Origin of the sequence: Baia soyae (assembly GCF_004341445.1) — a bacterium.
Taxonomy (GTDB): domain Bacteria; phylum Bacillota; class Bacilli; order Thermoactinomycetales; family Thermoactinomycetaceae; genus Baia; species Baia soyae.
On sequence record NZ_SLXV01000004.1, the window covers coordinates 60,879 to 76,948 of the forward strand.

Annotated in this window: 17 protein-coding genes; 1 reads left to right on the plus strand and 16 read right to left on the minus strand. The window is 42.2% G+C overall.

The window, feature by feature from the left end; genetic code table 11:
• Positions 1 to 121: 121 nt before the first annotated feature.
• Positions 122 to 346 carry a YlzJ-like family protein gene (locus tag EDD57_RS02300; protein ID WP_131847866.1) on the minus strand — a complete coding sequence of 75 codons (225 nt, stop codon included), beginning with the start codon at positions 344 to 346 and terminating at the stop codon, positions 122 to 124.
• Complete coding sequence (locus EDD57_RS02305; RefSeq protein ID WP_243649413.1) at positions 343 to 1,095, minus strand: ClpP family protease; 753 nt, start codon at positions 1,093 to 1,095, stop codon at positions 343 to 345. The genes EDD57_RS02300 and EDD57_RS02305 overlap by 4 nt, the downstream gene beginning before the upstream one ends.
• 152 nt (positions 1,096 to 1,247) lie before the next feature.
• Here EDD57_RS02305 and EDD57_RS02310 point away from each other — a divergent pair, with 152 nt between their 5' ends.
• Entirely contained in the window at positions 1,248 to 1,805 is a 558-nt protein-coding gene (locus tag EDD57_RS02310; RefSeq protein ID WP_131847868.1) for a PadR family transcriptional regulator, read from the plus strand.
• Positions 1,806 to 1,872: 67 nt separating this feature from the next.
• Here EDD57_RS02310 and EDD57_RS02315 read toward each other — a convergent pair whose 3' ends face one another.
• From EDD57_RS02315 to pnp, 14 genes are all read right to left on the minus strand, one after another.
• Complete coding sequence (locus tag EDD57_RS02315) at positions 1,873 to 2,484, minus strand: hypothetical protein (protein WP_131847869.1); 612 nt, start codon at positions 2,482 to 2,484, stop codon at positions 1,873 to 1,875.
• Positions 2,485 to 2,655: 171 nt separating this feature from the next.
• Positions 2,656 to 3,492, minus strand: coding sequence for a lipase family protein (locus EDD57_RS02320; protein ID WP_131847870.1), 837 nt, complete (start codon positions 3,490 to 3,492; stop codon positions 2,656 to 2,658).
• 138 nt (positions 3,493 to 3,630) lie between these two features.
• A complete protein-coding gene (locus EDD57_RS02325; RefSeq protein ID WP_243649416.1) occupies positions 3,631 to 5,250 on the minus strand; it encodes a ribonuclease J in 1,620 nt (539 codons plus the stop codon).
• Between the two features lie 195 nt (positions 5,251 to 5,445).
• Positions 5,446 to 6,321 carry a 4-hydroxy-tetrahydrodipicolinate synthase gene (gene dapA, locus EDD57_RS02330; protein WP_131847872.1) on the minus strand — a complete coding sequence of 292 codons (876 nt, stop codon included), beginning with the start codon at positions 6,319 to 6,321 and terminating at the stop codon, positions 5,446 to 5,448.
• Between the two features lie 15 nt (positions 6,322 to 6,336).
• The gene (gene dapG, locus EDD57_RS02335; RefSeq protein WP_131847873.1) at positions 6,337 to 7,563 is read right to left on the minus strand and encodes an aspartate kinase; all 1,227 of its coding nucleotides are present in this window, start codon (positions 7,561 to 7,563) and stop codon (positions 6,337 to 6,339) included.
• A gap of 5 nt (positions 7,564 to 7,568) precedes the next feature.
• Positions 7,569 to 8,612, minus strand: coding sequence for an aspartate-semialdehyde dehydrogenase (locus tag EDD57_RS02340; protein ID WP_131847874.1), 1,044 nt, complete (start codon positions 8,610 to 8,612; stop codon positions 7,569 to 7,571).
• 149 nt (positions 8,613 to 8,761) lie between these two features.
• The gene (locus tag EDD57_RS02345; protein ID WP_131847875.1) at positions 8,762 to 9,364 is read right to left on the minus strand and encodes a dipicolinate synthase subunit B; all 603 of its coding nucleotides are present in this window, start codon (positions 9,362 to 9,364) and stop codon (positions 8,762 to 8,764) included.
• Positions 9,361 to 10,260 (minus strand): dipicolinate synthase subunit DpsA, encoded by a 900-nt coding sequence (gene dpsA / locus EDD57_RS02350; RefSeq protein ID WP_131847921.1) that lies wholly within the window; start codon positions 10,258 to 10,260, stop codon positions 9,361 to 9,363. The genes EDD57_RS02345 and dpsA overlap by 4 nt, the downstream gene beginning before the upstream one ends.
• Positions 10,261 to 10,358: 98 nt before the next feature.
• Positions 10,359 to 10,601 (minus strand): YlmC/YmxH family sporulation protein, encoded by a 243-nt coding sequence (locus tag EDD57_RS02355; RefSeq protein ID WP_131847876.1) that lies wholly within the window; start codon positions 10,599 to 10,601, stop codon positions 10,359 to 10,361.
• A 166-nt stretch (positions 10,602 to 10,767) separates the two neighbouring features.
• Positions 10,768 to 10,950 carry an aspartyl-phosphate phosphatase Spo0E family protein gene (locus tag EDD57_RS02360; RefSeq protein WP_131847877.1) on the minus strand — a complete coding sequence of 61 codons (183 nt, stop codon included), beginning with the start codon at positions 10,948 to 10,950 and terminating at the stop codon, positions 10,768 to 10,770.
• Positions 10,951 to 10,965: 15 nt separating this feature from the next.
• On the minus strand, positions 10,966 to 11,409 hold the full coding sequence (dut, locus tag EDD57_RS02365; protein WP_131847878.1) for a dUTP diphosphatase: 444 nt from the start codon (positions 11,407 to 11,409) through the stop codon (positions 10,966 to 10,968).
• Positions 11,410 to 11,418: 9 nt separating this feature from the next.
• The gene (locus tag EDD57_RS02370) at positions 11,419 to 12,666 is read right to left on the minus strand and encodes a M16 family metallopeptidase (RefSeq protein WP_131847879.1); all 1,248 of its coding nucleotides are present in this window, start codon (positions 12,664 to 12,666) and stop codon (positions 11,419 to 11,421) included.
• Positions 12,667 to 12,744: 78 nt separating this feature from the next.
• A complete protein-coding gene (locus tag EDD57_RS02375) occupies positions 12,745 to 13,707 on the minus strand; it encodes a polysaccharide deacetylase family protein (RefSeq protein ID WP_165873637.1) in 963 nt (320 codons plus the stop codon).
• Positions 13,708 to 13,810: 103 nt separating this feature from the next.
• Entirely contained in the window at positions 13,811 to 15,943 is a 2,133-nt protein-coding gene (gene pnp / locus EDD57_RS02380) for a polyribonucleotide nucleotidyltransferase (RefSeq protein WP_131847881.1), read from the minus strand.
• Between the last annotated feature and the right edge of the window lie 127 nt (positions 15,944 to 16,070).

Below are 16,070 nucleotides of genomic sequence, written 5' to 3' on the forward strand. Positions count from 1 at the left end.
TAAGTTCAGAAGAACAGAGATGTGTTAGCATGTCCCAGGTCAATGTATCCTCGCAAGCTCAAATAGTGAGCTTGCGAGGATGTGGAAAGCAAGTCCACTTTTCTAGTTGATTGCTTTCACTTTACTCTAATAGTGGTTGTAATGTAAGCTCCGCGCCGGGTTGAAACTTGGGATTTAGATAATCTTGTGGATTCGGGCTTAGTAGGCGATTGATTTGGGCTTTTCCAGTGGGGAGGATTTCGATTACCATTTGAATCCCATCGATGGTACATTCTTGGAAGTGTGGCTGGTAAACTTGCTCGGCCTGATCGTTCCAATCGGATGGCAATATAGACCAGTGTGTCATTGGAGATATTCTCCTTTTTTCTCTTGGATCAAACGATCTAGCTCTTGCAAAGCACTCGAAATTCCACCTAATCGGTCGATAAGTCCCATCTCCACTGCATCTTTTGCGACTACATTGGTTCCGATATCACGTGCCAGTTCTCCTGTTCGAAACATTAAATCTCGCAACTTCTCTTCCGTAACTTTTGAATGGCTAGAAATAAAATGAATGACTCGATCTTGCATTCTTTCTAGATACTCAAATGTTTGCGGTACACCGATCACTAAGCCTGTCAATCGAACCGGATGAATCGTCATCGTGGCTGTCTCCGCGATAAAGGAGGTACAGGTGGAAACAGCTATAGGGACCCCAATGCTATGCCCTCCACCTAAGACAATCGAGACAGTTGGTTTACTCATCGTAGCAATCATCTCCGCAATGGCTAGGCCTGCTTCCACATCTCCCCCTACAGTATTTAAGATCAAAACAACCCCTTCGATCTTGGGATTCTGTTCAGCAGCTACAATTTGAGGAATTACATGTTCGTATTTCGTTGTCTTATTTTGCGGTGACATCACCATATGTCCTTCAATCTGTCCAATAATCTGAAGGCAAAATATATTAGACTCCAACTGAGGAACATTTGTTTGACCTAAAGATTGGAGTGTTTGAAGCATATTTTTCTTCTTTAGTTCATCGGCGATTGCTCGATCGGGCGCTGTTTCTGGTGATTCGGCATTTGGATTTAACTCTTCATTCATCTGATACATTTTCATTCTCCTTCTATCTGCGTCCTCACGGATCTTATCTTTATTCTCTAAGCTAATTTGCTTCTAATTTGCTATCTTATACCATCATGATTGTAAAAAATTACTATTTTATATATACTAATGAGTGAAAGATATATAGGAGAGGATGTCAGTTGGAATCTTTTGTTTATACCATTTTGGCGATCTTAGCGAGGGATAGTGGATCCAGCTTTGAGATTGCCAAGAAAATGGATTTGTGCTGGCAAACAAAGCATAATCAGATTTATCCGATTTTAGTGGAGCTAGAAGAGCGTGATTTGATATTTTGTACCACGATACCCCAATCTGGAAAACCTGATAAAAAGGTATTTTCGATTACGGAACAAGGAAAAGAAGCGCTTGCTAAGTGGGTACCCAATGTGTTTCAAGAGCCGATTATTCGTGACGGATTTCTCGCAAAAATCTATGCACAATGGTTATTAGATCCCGATACAATGGTGCAGTTATTAGAAGAACGGATGCAGTTTTTTCAACACAAAATCGGGGAGCATGAATCGGAAATTGCACAATTGGAAGCTGATGCAGGTGCTTCTCTCAAGGACCCTAGTAGCCCTCACTTCGGACGCTATATTCTCCTCATGCGCAAATTACAAATGGAACAAGATGAATCAGACTGGTGCGCCTGGGCACTCGCTTTCTATCAAAAAGAACCGATTATCCAATATGAATAATAAACAAAGCCCTACAGGCCTGTTCCAAGACAGTCTCTGTAGGGCTTTGTTTGTTATTCATATTACTTTACTTCGTAACTTGTTCGCCAGTCACTTTTTTATTAAACTCTTCCCAAGACTTGTTGAACTGTTCTGTACCTGCTGTTGCCTGGCTTGAAGAATTATTATACTTCTCTACTACATCATTTACAGATTTGTCGTCTTTACCTAATGACTTTAAATACTTACCGTTTGCCTCAATATATTGCTCTTGTAATGCACCCCTTTGAATATCTAGTTTAATAGATTTCTCAAAATCAGCAACAAATTGGTCTGCTAATTTCTTGATTTCAGTATCAGTAAATTTAGCAGCTAGCCCTTTTAACTTTGGAATGTCACTTTCAACTTTTTTAGTCGCTTCACTATATGCTTTTGCTTCCTTTAAAGCATTATCCAAATGTGGCTGAGCTTTTTTGATTACATCGGAAGTAATTTTACCTTTAATCATTTTCTCAAACTCAGATAATTGCTCATCAGATTTCGTGGATAGATCCTCGTTTTTGTTTGCTTTCTCAACAATCTTATGCATGTCATCGGCGATTGCCGTTGCATTCACCTGGTCTTTTACAAAAGAGCAACCTGTCGCAGCGGTTAGCAGAAATAGCGACGCAGTGAGTGCTAAAATCGGTTTTTTCAACATTACCATTCCTCTTTGTTATATGTAATATGGCGTCTATAATCATAATACATGGCTGTGAACTATGTAAATACCTTTTAGCCATGTATTATGAATTTTATTATAAAATATAACTACTAGATCATTTATCCACAATTATGCCTCCACTAACTATTTAGTAAGCTGGAGTCTCTGCTACTTTTGAGCAACAGACAAGCTACATAAATCATCCGAAAAAGTAGGACAAAATCCGGGATTCTGCTCACACATCTTCAGCGCAAAGTCAGGAACCTGCATACGAACGGCATTAAAGTAGTTTTTCAAGGCATGATTTCTACCTAGTGGGATCTCTAATGGAGTCGATTCTTTATTGCATTGAAACGAAATAGGAAATAGATGATGGACATGGGAATAAGAGATCGTCTCTTCTGTAAAGGGTGGGGGAATTTCAGAAACCGGGTTAAGAGGAATGTAATCATGAAGATTGGTGATGCGAATACTTTGAGGGACTAACGAATTATACGCGTCCGCGAACCTGGGATCACCGACTTTAGGAGAACCGCTATGAGAAACGCAGATTCGTGAATAAGGGCCATTTACTGTTAAATCTGGGGCAGCTAGAGTGGCTAAGGCAGCGCCTAAACTGTGACCTGTGAGAAAAATTGTCTTTTCACTGGTAGTAGTGACTAGGTTTGAAAGGGTAGAAAAAATCTGCTTCCTCAAAAGACCATAGAGATAGGTAAATCCTCTATGCGTTTTCCCTGCTCCCATAATCCAAGGAAAACGGGTTTGATATATGTCCATATCGATACTTAAATCAAATGGTTTAAGCGAAGTAGCTTTGAAAGCAATGACGATGCTATCATGATTCTCCATGATAAAACCAAAGCCCTCAGCTCCTAGAGAAGGAGGAGTGGCTAGCTTCTCCACCAGCTGATATCCATAACCACTAGGGATGACAAATTGTTCAGGACGATCCACATACTGTGTCTGATAACTACAAGCGATTAAAAACAGAGCGCGTTGGAGCATTGAGATCCTCCTCTACTGGGCGTTTATCTACCTATTTTATGCCCACTGGCCTAAAAAAGTTAATTTGAATTATGCAGACATAACAAAAAGCTGAGTCCTTGATTAATCAAAGGACCCAGCTTAAGTAAGTGTAGAGGTTTATACCTCCATGATAATTGGCAGGATCATCGGACGACGACGAGTACGTTCGAATAAAAATTTGCTTAGAGAATCTCGAATGTTGGTTTTCAAAGATGCCCATTCGCTTACTTGATCTTTCATACAGCGTTCCATCGTATTACGAACCACATGATTTGCTTCATCAAGAAGCTTCTCAGATTCCCGAACATAAACAAAACCACGTGAAATAATATCAGGTCCAGCAAGGATAGTACCGTGTTCTTTACTTAGGGTGACCACAACTACAAGAATACCATCCTGGGATAAAAGCTTCCGATCTCGTAACACAATGTTTCCAACATCACCAACGCCAAGTCCATCAATTAGAACTTTACCAGTTGGAATCTTCGGACCGTAACGGGCTCTCCCGTTTGCGATCTCGACTGTGTCTCCATTATCACAAATAAATACATTTTCAGGTCGTACGCCTACCGCTTCGGCAAGTTGGGCGTGAGCACGTAACATACGATACTCACCATGAATCGGAATAAAATATTTTGGTTTTAGTAGACTGAGCATTAGCTTCAAATCTTCTTGAGAACCGTGACCAGACACGTGTACGTGGGCAACTGCACTATATACTACATCAGCACCAATTCGGAACAACTGATCTATCGTTTTACCGATTGCGCGTTCGTTACCTGGGATTGGGGTAGCTGCAATCACTACTGTATCTCCAGGTAGGATCTCCACCTTACGATGAGATGAATTTGCCATACGCGTAAGTGCTGACATCGTTTCTCCTTGGCTTCCAGTAGAGATAACCGCTACTTTATGTCCAGGAAGTCGATTAATATCATCGGTATCAATAATTAGATCTTCTGGCATTTGAAGATATCCAAGCTCAGTAGCAATATTGATTACATTAATCATACTACGCCCTACAACGGCTAATTTTCTTCCGTAAAGTACACATGCATCCACTACTTGTTGAATACGATGAATGTTGGAAGCAAAAGTAGCAACAATCACGCGTTGTTTCGCATGTCGGAACGTTTCTTTTAAGCTTTCACCTACGGATTGCTCAGAACCTGTAAAACCAGGGCGTTCTGCATTTGTACTATCCGATAGAAGGCAAAGCACACCCTTCTTCCCAAGTTCAGCCATCCGGTGCAAGTCTGCATACTGGTCATTCACTGGAGTCATGTCAAACTTAAAGTCGCCTGTATGAACAACCGCTCCTTCTGGTGTATCAACACAAACCCCTACCGAATCTGGAATACTATGGTTTGTTTGGAAGAAAGTTGCTTTTAGTTGTCCAAGCGTCAGTTCCGAATTCACATGAATCACAGTGCGCTTAATATCATGAACATGAGCTTCACGTAGCTTGTGCTCAATTAACCCCATTGTTAATTGAGTAGCGTAAAGTGGTACTTTTAATTGCTTTAAGATATAAGGCAAGCCACCAATGTGATCTTCGTGTCCATGCGTAATAATAATTCCCCGTACTTTATCTTGGTTCTCAACAAGATAACTCACGTCTGGGATCACTACATCGATCCCCAGCATTTCTTCATCTGGGAACATAAGTCCAGCGTCGATTACGACAATATCATTCCCATATTGAATTGCGTACATATTTTTTCCGATTTCATCCATCCCACCGAGAGCAAAAATTAATAACTTATTGCCTCGTTGGTTCTTACTCAATTTTGTTACCTCCTAATAAACTTTCGTATCACCCTAAACCGCACAAATCACACTTGCTCTTATTATATACGATTCAAATTTAATGTTGCAAGTGAGAACCAAAAAAAGATACCTCTTGTATAGTCGTAAGAGGTATCTCCATTCTTAACTATGAAATGATTTTATCCAAACATCTGCCGCTCTTTTTTCCTCAGAGGTTAACGTTACAAGGGGTAAACGAACATCTTCACCCATAAGTTCCATACGTGATAAAGCATATTTTAAAGGTCCAGGGCTAGTCGCCGCGAAGAGTCCGTGGAATACGGGAGTTAATGTATGATGAATGGTTTGTGCTTTTTGATGGTTATCCGACAAAAATGCATCGATCATTTCTTTCATCTCGACGCCTACTACATGACTCGCGACACTAACCACTCCCACTCCTCCTATTGCTAAAACAGGGAGAGTTAAGGCATCATCACCACTATAAACGGCTACATCCTTCGGAACAAGACGAATCACGTCAGAAATCTGCGTGATGCTTCCACTCGCTTCCTTGATCGCCACTACATTCGGCAATGCTGCCAAACGTACGAGTATCTCTGTAGAAATATTTACGCTCGTGCGACCGGGAACGTTATAAATCATCAGAGGAAGTTTCGTCTCATCATGAATAGATGCAAAATGCTGATAGAGCCCTTCTTGAGAAGGACGGTTATAGTAAGGAGCTACCAACATCACTCCATCTACACCCATTTCCTCTGCTTGCTTCGTTAGAGCAATAGTATCTGCTGTGGAGTTACTTCCTGTTCCAGCGATCACTTTTACCCGCTTATTTACTTTTTCTAGCGTAAAGGAAAATAATCTGCATTTTTCTTCTTTTGTAAGAGTCGGAGATTCTGCTGTCGTACCCGAAACCACGATGGTATCTGTACCAGTCGCAATCAGATGCTCAATAAGTGCTTCTTGCTTATTCCAATTGATTTGTAAATTGGAATCGAAAGGGGTGCACATCGCCGTAATCATTCGTCCAAAATTCATACAATCTCCTCCTGCTTAATCATTAACACGATGCAATTCAAATTTACGATGCAGAGCTCGAACAGCACGGATCATATCTTCTCCTTGAACTAACACCCAAATCGTAGTATGGGAGTCTGCTGACTGCAGTACTTGAATATCTTCTTCCGTTAGCGCTTCTAAAATTTTTGCCATTACGCCAGGGACTCCTGTGATACCAGCCCCTACAGTAGAGACTTTTGCACAGTTTGGGCTTAGTTCTGGTTCTAGATCTAATTCACGTAAGATCTGTTCTGCTTTCCCTGCTAAAGCGTCGTGTACGGTGTATGCGACTCCACTCGGATTTACACTAATAAAATCGACACTAATCCCATGATCTGCCATCTCTTTAAATACTTTTAGTTGTAAGTCAAATTGCCCCTGCTTCGCCGCAATTTTGATTTGAGTCACATTGGCCATCTGTGTAATCCCTGTTATTAAGCGATCACTTAATTCACCCGCTAGACGATCCGCCTCAGGGCGACTCATCACCAACGTACCTGGATGGTCAGACATAGTTGAACGAACACGAATCGGAACATTGGTCTGCATAGCAATTTCAACTGCCCGTGGATGGACGACTTTCGCTCCCTGAAAAGCTAAGTTACACATTTCAGTATACGTTACCGTATGAAGTGGGATCGCATCCTCCACAATTCGTGGATCTGCCGTCAAAACACCTTCTACATCTGTGAAAATATCTATACAATCCGCATTAAGAGCCACTCCAAGCGCAGTTGCCGAAGTATCGCTTCCCCCACGCCCTAAGGTTGTGATCTCTCCCTCTTCGGTGATTCCTTGGAAACCAGCAACGATGACCACTTTTCCTCTTTGCAATTCTTGTGTGATTCGCTTTGGCTTTAAATCCACAATTTGTGCATTGGTAAAGTTGTCATTGGTGATAATTCCCGCTTGTCCACCAGTTAGTACAACATGATCAATTCCATTGAGATGTAGCATACTTGAAAAAACAGAAGAAGAAATCAATTCTCCGCAGTGAAGTAGCAAATCTAATTCTCTTGGTGCTAAACCAGCTCCATTATGATGGATCAACTCTAAAAATGTATCGGTTGCATATGGTTCACCTTTTCGTCCCATCGCAGAAAGCACAACGACAAGACTATATCCATCAGCAAGAGCGCTTTTGATATGATGCAATACTCGACCCCGCGTTTCAGACGTAGCAACGGAGGTACCCCCAAATTTTTGTACTAGAATTTTCATGATGATTAACCCCTTCTTACCAGCCCATCTTCCACAAGTGCTTCAGCGATTTGAATGGCATTGGTAGCTGCGCCTTTAAGTAAATTATCCGAGACGATCCACATATTAAGTCCTCTTTCATGTGTCAAGTCACGACGAATACGACCTACAAATGTTCGGGTATCCTCTGCACTCTGAAGTGGCATCGGGTACTCTTTCTCAGACAGATTATCTTGAACCACAATTCCATCCGCATTAGCTAACAACTCACGTACTTCTGTTAGATCAAAATCCTGTTGTAATTCAACATATACGGATTCACTATGCCCACGGAATACAGGAACTCGTACGCAAGTAGCGGTTACGCCAATGCGATCATCTGCAAAGATCTTTTTCGTTTCATTTACCATCTTCATCTCTTCATTGGTAAATCCGTTATCGAGGCCCACATCAATCTGTGGAATAACGTTAAAAGCGATTGGATAATGTAAGCTACCTTGAGGGAGAGCATTACATTCCATCACTTCACCTGACAGTACCGACTTTGATTGTTGTTGTAATTCTTCAATCGCTTCCCAACCAGCCCCAGATACGGATTGATAGGTAGATACGATGACTCGATCCATTCCATAGCGATCATAGAGCGGCTTTAACGCCACAACCATTTGAATGGTAGAACAGTTTGGATTCGCAATTAAACCATTATGTTTTTGTAAGGCATGGCGATTTACCTCTGGAACAACAAGAGGTACATCTGATGCCATGCGGAATGCACTTGTATTATCAATCACCACTGCTCCACGCTTTACAGCTTCTGGAGCCAAACGCTCACTAATACCTCCACCTGCACTGAAAAGCGCGATGTCGACTCCTTCAAACGCTTCGGGAGTTGCCTCTTGAATGGCAATTTCTTGCCCACGGAATGTGATAGTCTGTCCAGCAGAGCGTTTTGATGCTAGTGGACGTAGTTCTCCAACCGGAAAGTCTCTTTTTTCTAGAAACGCAATCATCTGAGTCCCTACTGCTCCCGTAGCTCCTACAACTGCAACTGTATAGGTTTGCTTTGACATGAATGTCCTCTCCATTCCTGCAAACAGTCAAATTAATTGCTGTTTGATCTCTATTTTGATAAAAAGGCTAGCCTCTCGAAAGTGCCAGCCCGCACACCAACCATCTATTTTATTTAACCAGTTACAAACTCCATAAACATCCTCTTCTATTATGACGGGAAATAGCGGTATTTTTCAACTATCAAAGGTTGCAATTGTCTTCCTTCTATCGCTTCTAGGACTGTATCAGGTATGAGTTCCATACGTGCTACCATCGATTTTGGCTTTTTCTCAGGTGCATCTTGACCAAATGGAACAAAGTAAATATCTTTTGCTACCAGAAGACGAGCTAGATTTTGTGCATTCAGCCCAAGAGCGTCATTGGTAGAGATCGCTAATACCACTGGACGGTGATTTCTCATCTGTGCTTTAGCAGCCATTAAAACAGGTCCATCAGTTAAAGCGTTAGCTAATCGGGCTAACGTATTTCCTGTACATGGTGCTACTACTAAACAGTCTAACATTTTCGAAGGCCCAATGGGTTCTGTTTCTTGAACGGTACTAAAAGGACGTTTTCCCGTAATCTCTTCAATCTTTGCTTTCCAATCTTCTGCTGTGCCAAAACGCGAATCTACGGTCGCAACTGTATGGGAAATAATCGGGACAACGTTGGCACCTAGCTCCGTAAGCCTTCTCATCTGTGGTAAAACTTCATCATGAGTACAATGGGAACCTGACAATGCGAATCCAACGGTTAATCCACTAAAGTTCATTGTAGATTCCCCTCCTCAGCTACATTCTCCACCATCAATTTCATCATCGTACGAGCGATGATTTTACCAGCTGTTTTAGGTGCAACAATCCCTGGTAAGCTAGGTGCTAGAATCGCTTTAATTCCGCGCTTTTTAGCATATTCAAAATCCACTCCACCCGGCTTTGAGGCCAAATCGATAATCACAACATCATAAGGAGAACGGCTTAAGACAGCAGCATCTAAAATCATAGCAGGTACCGTATTAAAGATAAAATCCGCATTCTCCACTTGTTCACCTAACTGTGATGTATAAAAAGGATTTAATCCCATCTCAAAGGCGCGGGCATAATCATCTGATTTACGTACCCCCACTTTCACATGGGCTCCAATTGCTTGAAGAACTCTGGCTAAAGATAATCCCACTCTCCCTAGTCCGATTACAATGGTTTGTGAATCATGAAGGGTAATATCGGCATTTTGAATGGCCATCATAAGAGCACCTTCCACCGTCGGAATCGAATTGTAGATCGCAACATCATCTCGCATCATTAATTCAAAATAGGTGACTTGATTGCTTTCACATAAGTTTTTTAAATATTTTTTTGCAAGTCCTGTAAAGAGAAGACAGTGACTTGGGAGCGACCCCATATGTTCTTCTGTTAAATAGAGCTCTTCCGAGGTAAATACACTACTGATTTTCCCTTGATCATCTGTTCCGATGATAGGAAGAACGAGAATATCCGCTTGGGCTAAGACATTTTTCGTTAGTCGGCGTTGGGTGGCTCCACTAAGTGGACTTTGCAAGTTATCAAAGCCAATTAGGCTCACTTTTGCATTCATTTGGATGCAGCTTTTGATGACTTCCAGTTGCCTGGCATCGCCACCGAGGAAGACGACATGCTTGCCAATCAGCATCGCTTCTAACTCCTTTCCCCAGGTAGGCTTTGGATCCTCCCTTTTTGGGCTATCTATTAGCATCATATGTATACACGCCCAACACGGTTACCTCTTTTTTAGGATCTTCTACCCGAATCGATAATGACCATCTCAGGCCCTACTTTTCGGATCATTCCCCATGCCACACGTACCTCATGACTTCGCTTTTTAAAGACCGAAGTGCCCCCCATTGGAATTAAAATACTTTCAATCTGTCCACTATTCGGGTCAATCACTAAATCAGCATGGGAAAACGAACCTAAACGCTCCCCACTTGTCAGATCGACACACTCTTTATTCGCCATCTCACTCCAGCGCATTTTCGACTCCCCTTTGCATTCGCTATCCATCACTTTTTTAGTTTATAAGATATATTGGTTTATCTTATGTGAGCAGACATAGGACAATGATCAATTTTTGAAAGATATAAATCCATTAAAAATACCCTCAACCAATGGTAAGGGTATTTGAACTAAGCTAGAGTATTCATTTGACCAGCTTCATTTTCTCACGTTGAATCTCATTAATAAGGAGATCTAACTTTTGGCTAACACTTAAAACTCGCGAGTCTTTCAGGTGAGCAGGGTTTCCATTGACCATTCGATGTAATTTGGAGCGAAGGATTTCAATCTCCGCTTCTAAACGTTTCATTCGCAGTGTACCCGTCAAGTGGACACCCTCTTTCTATTTCCCTGTATGTCCAAATCCACCTGTTCCTCTAGCTGTTTCTTCTAGTTGTTCTACCTCTATCAAATTTACAGATGCAACCTGTTGAAATACCAACTGCGCAACTCGATCCCCACGGTGAATTTCAAATGGCCCTTCACCTAAGTTGATGAGGATTACACCAATCTCGCCACGGTAATCTGCATCAATCGTCCCTGGCGTATTGAGAACCGTAATCCCATGCTTTAAAGCAAGTCCGCTCCTAGGGCGAACCTGCGCTTCTAAACCAATTGGCATCGCCATAGCGAGACCCGTCGGGATCAACTTTCGTTTTCCTGGTTCTAGGATAATGGTCTCCGAAAGAGCGGCCCGTAAATCGAAACCACTTGCGCCTTGAGACATCTGCTCCATTTTAGGAAGATCTTCATTTCCTGGTAAAATCATAATTTGTATGCGTTCCATATCCTTCTCCTAGCCTCGAAACGAATTAGGTACCTTGCCATCCGGTGAAATCATCGCCAATGACATAGGTGATGAGAGGGTGGTACGTGCCATCTCATTTAATTCATCGAGTGTTATACGTGTAACGAACTCCATAATTTCATCTAATGTGTAATGTCGTCCTAATAAAATTTCATTCCGACCCAGTCGACTCATACGATTACTGGTGCTTTCTAAGCCCAATACGATGCTACTCTTTAATTGGTCTTTTGCTTTTTTGAGCTCTGAATCGGTTATTCCATGTGCAACCACTTGATCCAAAGTATGGTGAACTACGTCCATAACTTCTTCTTCCTGACCCGGTGCAGTCCCTGCATATACAGCAAATAGCCCTGTTTCCTTATGTGCAGAATGATACGAGAAGACTGAGTAAGCAAGACCCCGCTCCTCACGAATCTCTTGAAATAACCGCGAGCTCATATTACCGCCTAAAATATTGTTTAATAAAATAAGCTGATATAAACGAGAATCCCCGATTGCAAGACCTGGTAAACCAATACAGAGATGTGTTTGCTCTGTTACTTTTTGCTTGATTTTTTGTTGCGCAGTAAAAACAGGTTGCTCCATAACAGACTGAGCCTGACTTCCCGAGTGATTTGCAAATTTCTCTTCGATCTGCTTTAAGAAATCCTCTGGCAAGTTCCCTGCAATGGAGACAATCAAATTATGTGGATGATAATGATCATTCATATAAGATAAAAGTTGATCTCGTGTATAAGATTGGATGTTTTCAACTGTACCAATAACAGGGAGACTGAGTGAATGATTACCCAGGGAAGCCTCTGCTAATAGGTCATGTACGAGATCATCTGGAGTATCTTCGACCATGCGAACCTCTTCGATAATCACTTTCTTCTCTTTTTCAATCTCTTCCGAACGAAACTGAGAATGAAAAAGCATATCGGTTAAGATGTCTAAAGCGGTTGGAAAATGCTCATCTAATACTTTTGCATAATAGCAAGTCATCTCTTTGGCTGTAAAAGCATTTACTTGTCCGCCAATTTCATCAAAGCTTTCCGCTAACTGGCGTGCAGTTCGAGTGGCCGTTCCTTTAAATAACATATGTTCGATAAAATGTGAGATCCCATTATTTTGGGGTGTTTCTCTTTCAGAACCCGCTCCCGTCCAAATCCCCAAAGCAATAGAGCGAACATGCGGAATAGACTCCGCCACAATCCTCACTCCATTGGGGAGAGTATGTTTTATGATCACTTTCATCCCCCTACTCTATCTATAAAGCGAGCCAGAAAACCTTGCCAACATCCCCACTATAGCAGAATTGGAAAGATCGCTCAATTAGTCGATTCGTTCTGGTGATAGAACTTTTCCGACGCTTGTCAGAACAAGCCCTTTTTTCTTTACTTCTTGAATAATACTAGGCAATGCAACCACCGTACGATCCGTTGGATGAGTTAATAGAAGCATTCCTGATTCCACTTTCTGCGTACGACTTACGATCTTCTCGGGCGATGAACTCTTTTTCCAATCGACCGTATCACACGTCCAGAGAATGGTTTTCATGTTAAACTTCTCTGCTGTCTCCACTACTTGTTGGTTAAAGTCACCTGCTGGTGGAGCGAACCATTTACTATGTATGTGTAAGGTTTGGTAGATTAAATCCTCTGTTCGGGTGATTTCTCTTTCCACGCGCTCTTTCGAAACTTGGCCCATTAATGGATGAGTATAGCCATGATTTCCTATCTCATGCCCCTTTTTCACTAATTCTTTTGCTACTTCTTGATTTTTATTTAACCAAGATCCATCTAAAAAAAAGGTGGCTTTAATCCCTTCTTTATCCAGAATGGCTAACATCTCTTTTAAATGCTCCGTACCCCAAGCCACATTAATCATTAGACCCACTGCTTTTTGCTCTGGATTCCCTCTATAAACAGGTACATTACCCAAATCAGACAAGCGCTTCTTAGGAGTCAGCTTTTTATATTTCCAGACAATCTCGCCATTATTCTTTTGTATAGAAGCTTTTAGTGAGGCCTGGATGTCTACCTCTTGTCCATCCAATTCAGGAATCGCTTTCCACACGGAGTCCACTTTGGCATCGATGGGTGCTTTGTAGTGTTTGGATACATCTTGCTTAATCTTTTGTAGGTAACGTTTTTCCTCATCTGTATATTGGGCGACGGAGAAAACGGAGTTACTTTTCACTTGCATAACGAACTGTTGGATTGATTCTGTTTGAACGATGGATATCGCGATAATAAAGGAAATAAAGATGGCTATTATTCGTTTGGAATCATTCACTTTAGGACACCTCCTATGCTTACACGGTATGCAGGAGTTGTCCATTTCAGCACGTTTTCCATATAAAAAAGAGACAGATCGCTCTGACTCTTTTACGAGTTTCCTATGAAGGAGTATCCGCTTTTTTCTTTTCTTCTTCTACCTTTAATAATACTTTTCGTGAGAGGTTTACACGTCCTTGATCGTCGATCTCTGTCACTTTCACTTCAATTTTATCGCCCACATTCGCGACATCTTGAACTTTCGCAACACGATTCACATCAAGTTGGCTAATGTGTACTAATCCTTCTTTTCCTTGGAATAGTTCCACAAAGGCTCCGTATTTCTCAACACGTTTGACAGTTCCTAGGTAAACCTGTCCTACTTCCACCGTACGTACTAGATCTTCAATGATTTGCTTCGCACGGTCGTTTGCTTTCGCATCTGGGGAAGCAATATAGATTCGCCCATCTTGCTCGATATCGATCTTAACACCTGTTTCTTCAATAATCTTATTGATTACTCTTCCACTAGGTCCGATCACATCGCGAATCTTATCAGGATGAATTCGCATCGTCATAATTTTAGGCGCGTATTGTGATAACTCTTCGCTTGGCTCTGAGATAGTTGCCTCCATGTTATCTAATAGAAGGAGACGTGCTGCCTTAGCTTGCTCAAGCGCGCGTTCTAAAATCTCCCGATTGATCCCTGAGATTTTGATATCCATTTGTAGGGCGGTCACACCATTGCGAGTACCAGCCACTTTAAAGTCCATATCACCCAGATGATCTTCCATACCTTGAATATCGGTTAAAACCGCTACTTTGTCCTCATCTTTAATCAAGCCCATCGCGATTCCTGCAACAGGAGCTTGAATCGGTACACCTGCATGCATCAGTGCCAAGGTAGAGGCACAAATACTCGCCTGGGAGCTAGAACCGTTGGACTCTAATACTTCCGACACACAGCGGATCGTGTAAGGGAAATCCTCTTCAGATGGGATAACAGGTTCTAGAGCGCGTGCACCTAATGCACCATGACCAATTTCACGACGTCCCGGAGCGCGGAGAGGACGTGCATCCCCTACACTATACGGTGGGAAATTGTAATGATGCATGAAGCGTTTAGACTCTTCTAAGTCTAGTCCATCTAAGATCTGAACATCACCCAGTGCACCGAGTGTACAGATGCTCAGTACCTGCGTCTGACCACGACGGAACAGACCCGATCCATGCGTACGAGGAAGAATTCCCGTCTCACTTACTAATGGGCGAATTTGCTCAGTCGTACGTCCATCAGGGCGTTTTCCTTCTTCCAAGATCAAACGACGTACTTCTTTTTTAACAAGTGAATCTAGAACGATATGGATGTCCTTACTAACAGCAACAAATTCTTCTTCCGAAAGCTCTGCTTGGAAAGCTTGAATCACTTCGCTTTTCACTGTATCGATCGCCTCTTGGCGGGCTTGCTTCTCGATCACTTGAACAGCAAGAGTCGTTTTAGAGAGAGCCATTTCTCTAATCCGGGCTTGTAATTCGGAATCCACCTCATATAAAGTGGCCTCCATTTTACTTTGGCCTACTTGAGCCACAACCTCTTCTTGGAACGCTACCAAGCGACTGATTTCTTCATGGCCAAACAGGATTGCTTCTAAGATCGTCTCTTCTGGGATCTGCTTGGATCCTGCTTCGACCATATTAATTCCATCTTTGGTACCTGCGACTACGAGGTGTAAGTCTGAGTTGTCCATCTGTTCAACAGTCGGATTTAGTACAAGTTCACCCTCTACTCGTCCTACAATCACACCCGCAATGGGACCTTCAAACGGAATATTTGAGATCGACAATGCTAAAGATGTACCAATCATCGCTGCAACTTCAGTGGAACAATCTTGATCTACTGACATCACCGTATTTACGATTTGGACATCGTGGCGAAAACCGTCTGGAAATAACGGACGGACAGGGCGGTCAATCAGACGACTAGCCAATACAGCTTTCTCGCTTGGGCGCCCTTCTCGCTTAATAAAGCCACCTGGGATTTTTCCCACTGCGTATAAGCGCTCTTCATAATTCACGGTCAAAGGAAAGAAATCTAAGTCCTTTGGCTCCTTGGATGCCACAACTGCGGTCATGACAACCGATTCTCCGTAACGAACAAGCACAGATGCATTCGCTAAGGTTGCATATTTGCCAATCTCAAAGGAAAGCTTCCTACCGGCAAGCTCCGTTTCAAAAACAACAGGTTGATGTTGCATATGCCTGTTAAATCCTCCTCTCGTCAACGAGACAACATTCCAATATTCTTCATTTAAACAGTATTTCCTTCTCGTACGTCATTTAATATAAATAACAAAAAGCGGGGTGAAAAACCCCGCTAATCGA

Excerpts from the sequence above, each read along its gene's own strand:
- dapA (WP_131847872.1), bottom strand. The coding sequence starts at position 6,321 with ATGAATTTTGGACGAATGATTACGGCGATGTGCACCCCTTTCGATTCC.
- EDD57_RS02370 (WP_131847879.1), bottom strand. The coding sequence starts at position 12,666 with ATGAAAGTGATCATAAAACATACTCTCCCCAATGGAGTGAGGATTGTG.
- EDD57_RS02340 (WP_131847874.1), bottom strand. The coding sequence starts at position 8,612 with ATGTCAAAGCAAACCTATACAGTTGCAGTTGTAGGAGCTACGGGAGCA.
- dpsA (WP_131847921.1), bottom strand. The coding sequence starts at position 10,260 with ATGCTGATTGGCAAGCATGTCGTCTTCCTCGGTGGCGATGCCAGGCAA.
- EDD57_RS02345 (WP_131847875.1), bottom strand. The coding sequence starts at position 9,364 with ATGAACTTTAGTGGATTAACCGTTGGATTCGCATTGTCAGGTTCCCAT.
- EDD57_RS02325 (WP_243649416.1), bottom strand. The coding sequence starts at position 5,250 with ATGGATGAAATCGGAAAAAATATGTACGCAATTCAATATGGGAATGAT.
- EDD57_RS02315 (WP_131847869.1), bottom strand. The coding sequence starts at position 2,484 with ATGTTGAAAAAACCGATTTTAGCACTCACTGCGTCGCTATTTCTGCTA.
- dut (WP_131847878.1), bottom strand. The coding sequence starts at position 11,409 with ATGGAACGCATACAAATTATGATTTTACCAGGAAATGAAGATCTTCCT.
- EDD57_RS02320 (WP_131847870.1), bottom strand. The coding sequence starts at position 3,492 with ATGCTCCAACGCGCTCTGTTTTTAATCGCTTGTAGTTATCAGACACAG.
- dapG (WP_131847873.1), bottom strand. The coding sequence starts at position 7,563 with ATGAAAATTCTAGTACAAAAATTTGGGGGTACCTCCGTTGCTACGTCT.
- EDD57_RS02355 (WP_131847876.1), bottom strand. The coding sequence starts at position 10,601 with ATGCGCTGGAGTGAGATGGCGAATAAAGAGTGTGTCGATCTGACAAGT.
- EDD57_RS02305 (WP_243649413.1), bottom strand. The coding sequence starts at position 1,095 with ATGTATCAGATGAATGAAGAGTTAAATCCAAATGCCGAATCACCAGAA.
- pnp (WP_131847881.1), bottom strand. The coding sequence starts at position 15,943 with ATGCAACATCAACCTGTTGTTTTTGAAACGGAGCTTGCCGGTAGGAAG.
- EDD57_RS02300 (WP_131847866.1), bottom strand. The coding sequence starts at position 346 with ATGACACACTGGTCTATATTGCCATCCGATTGGAACGATCAGGCCGAG.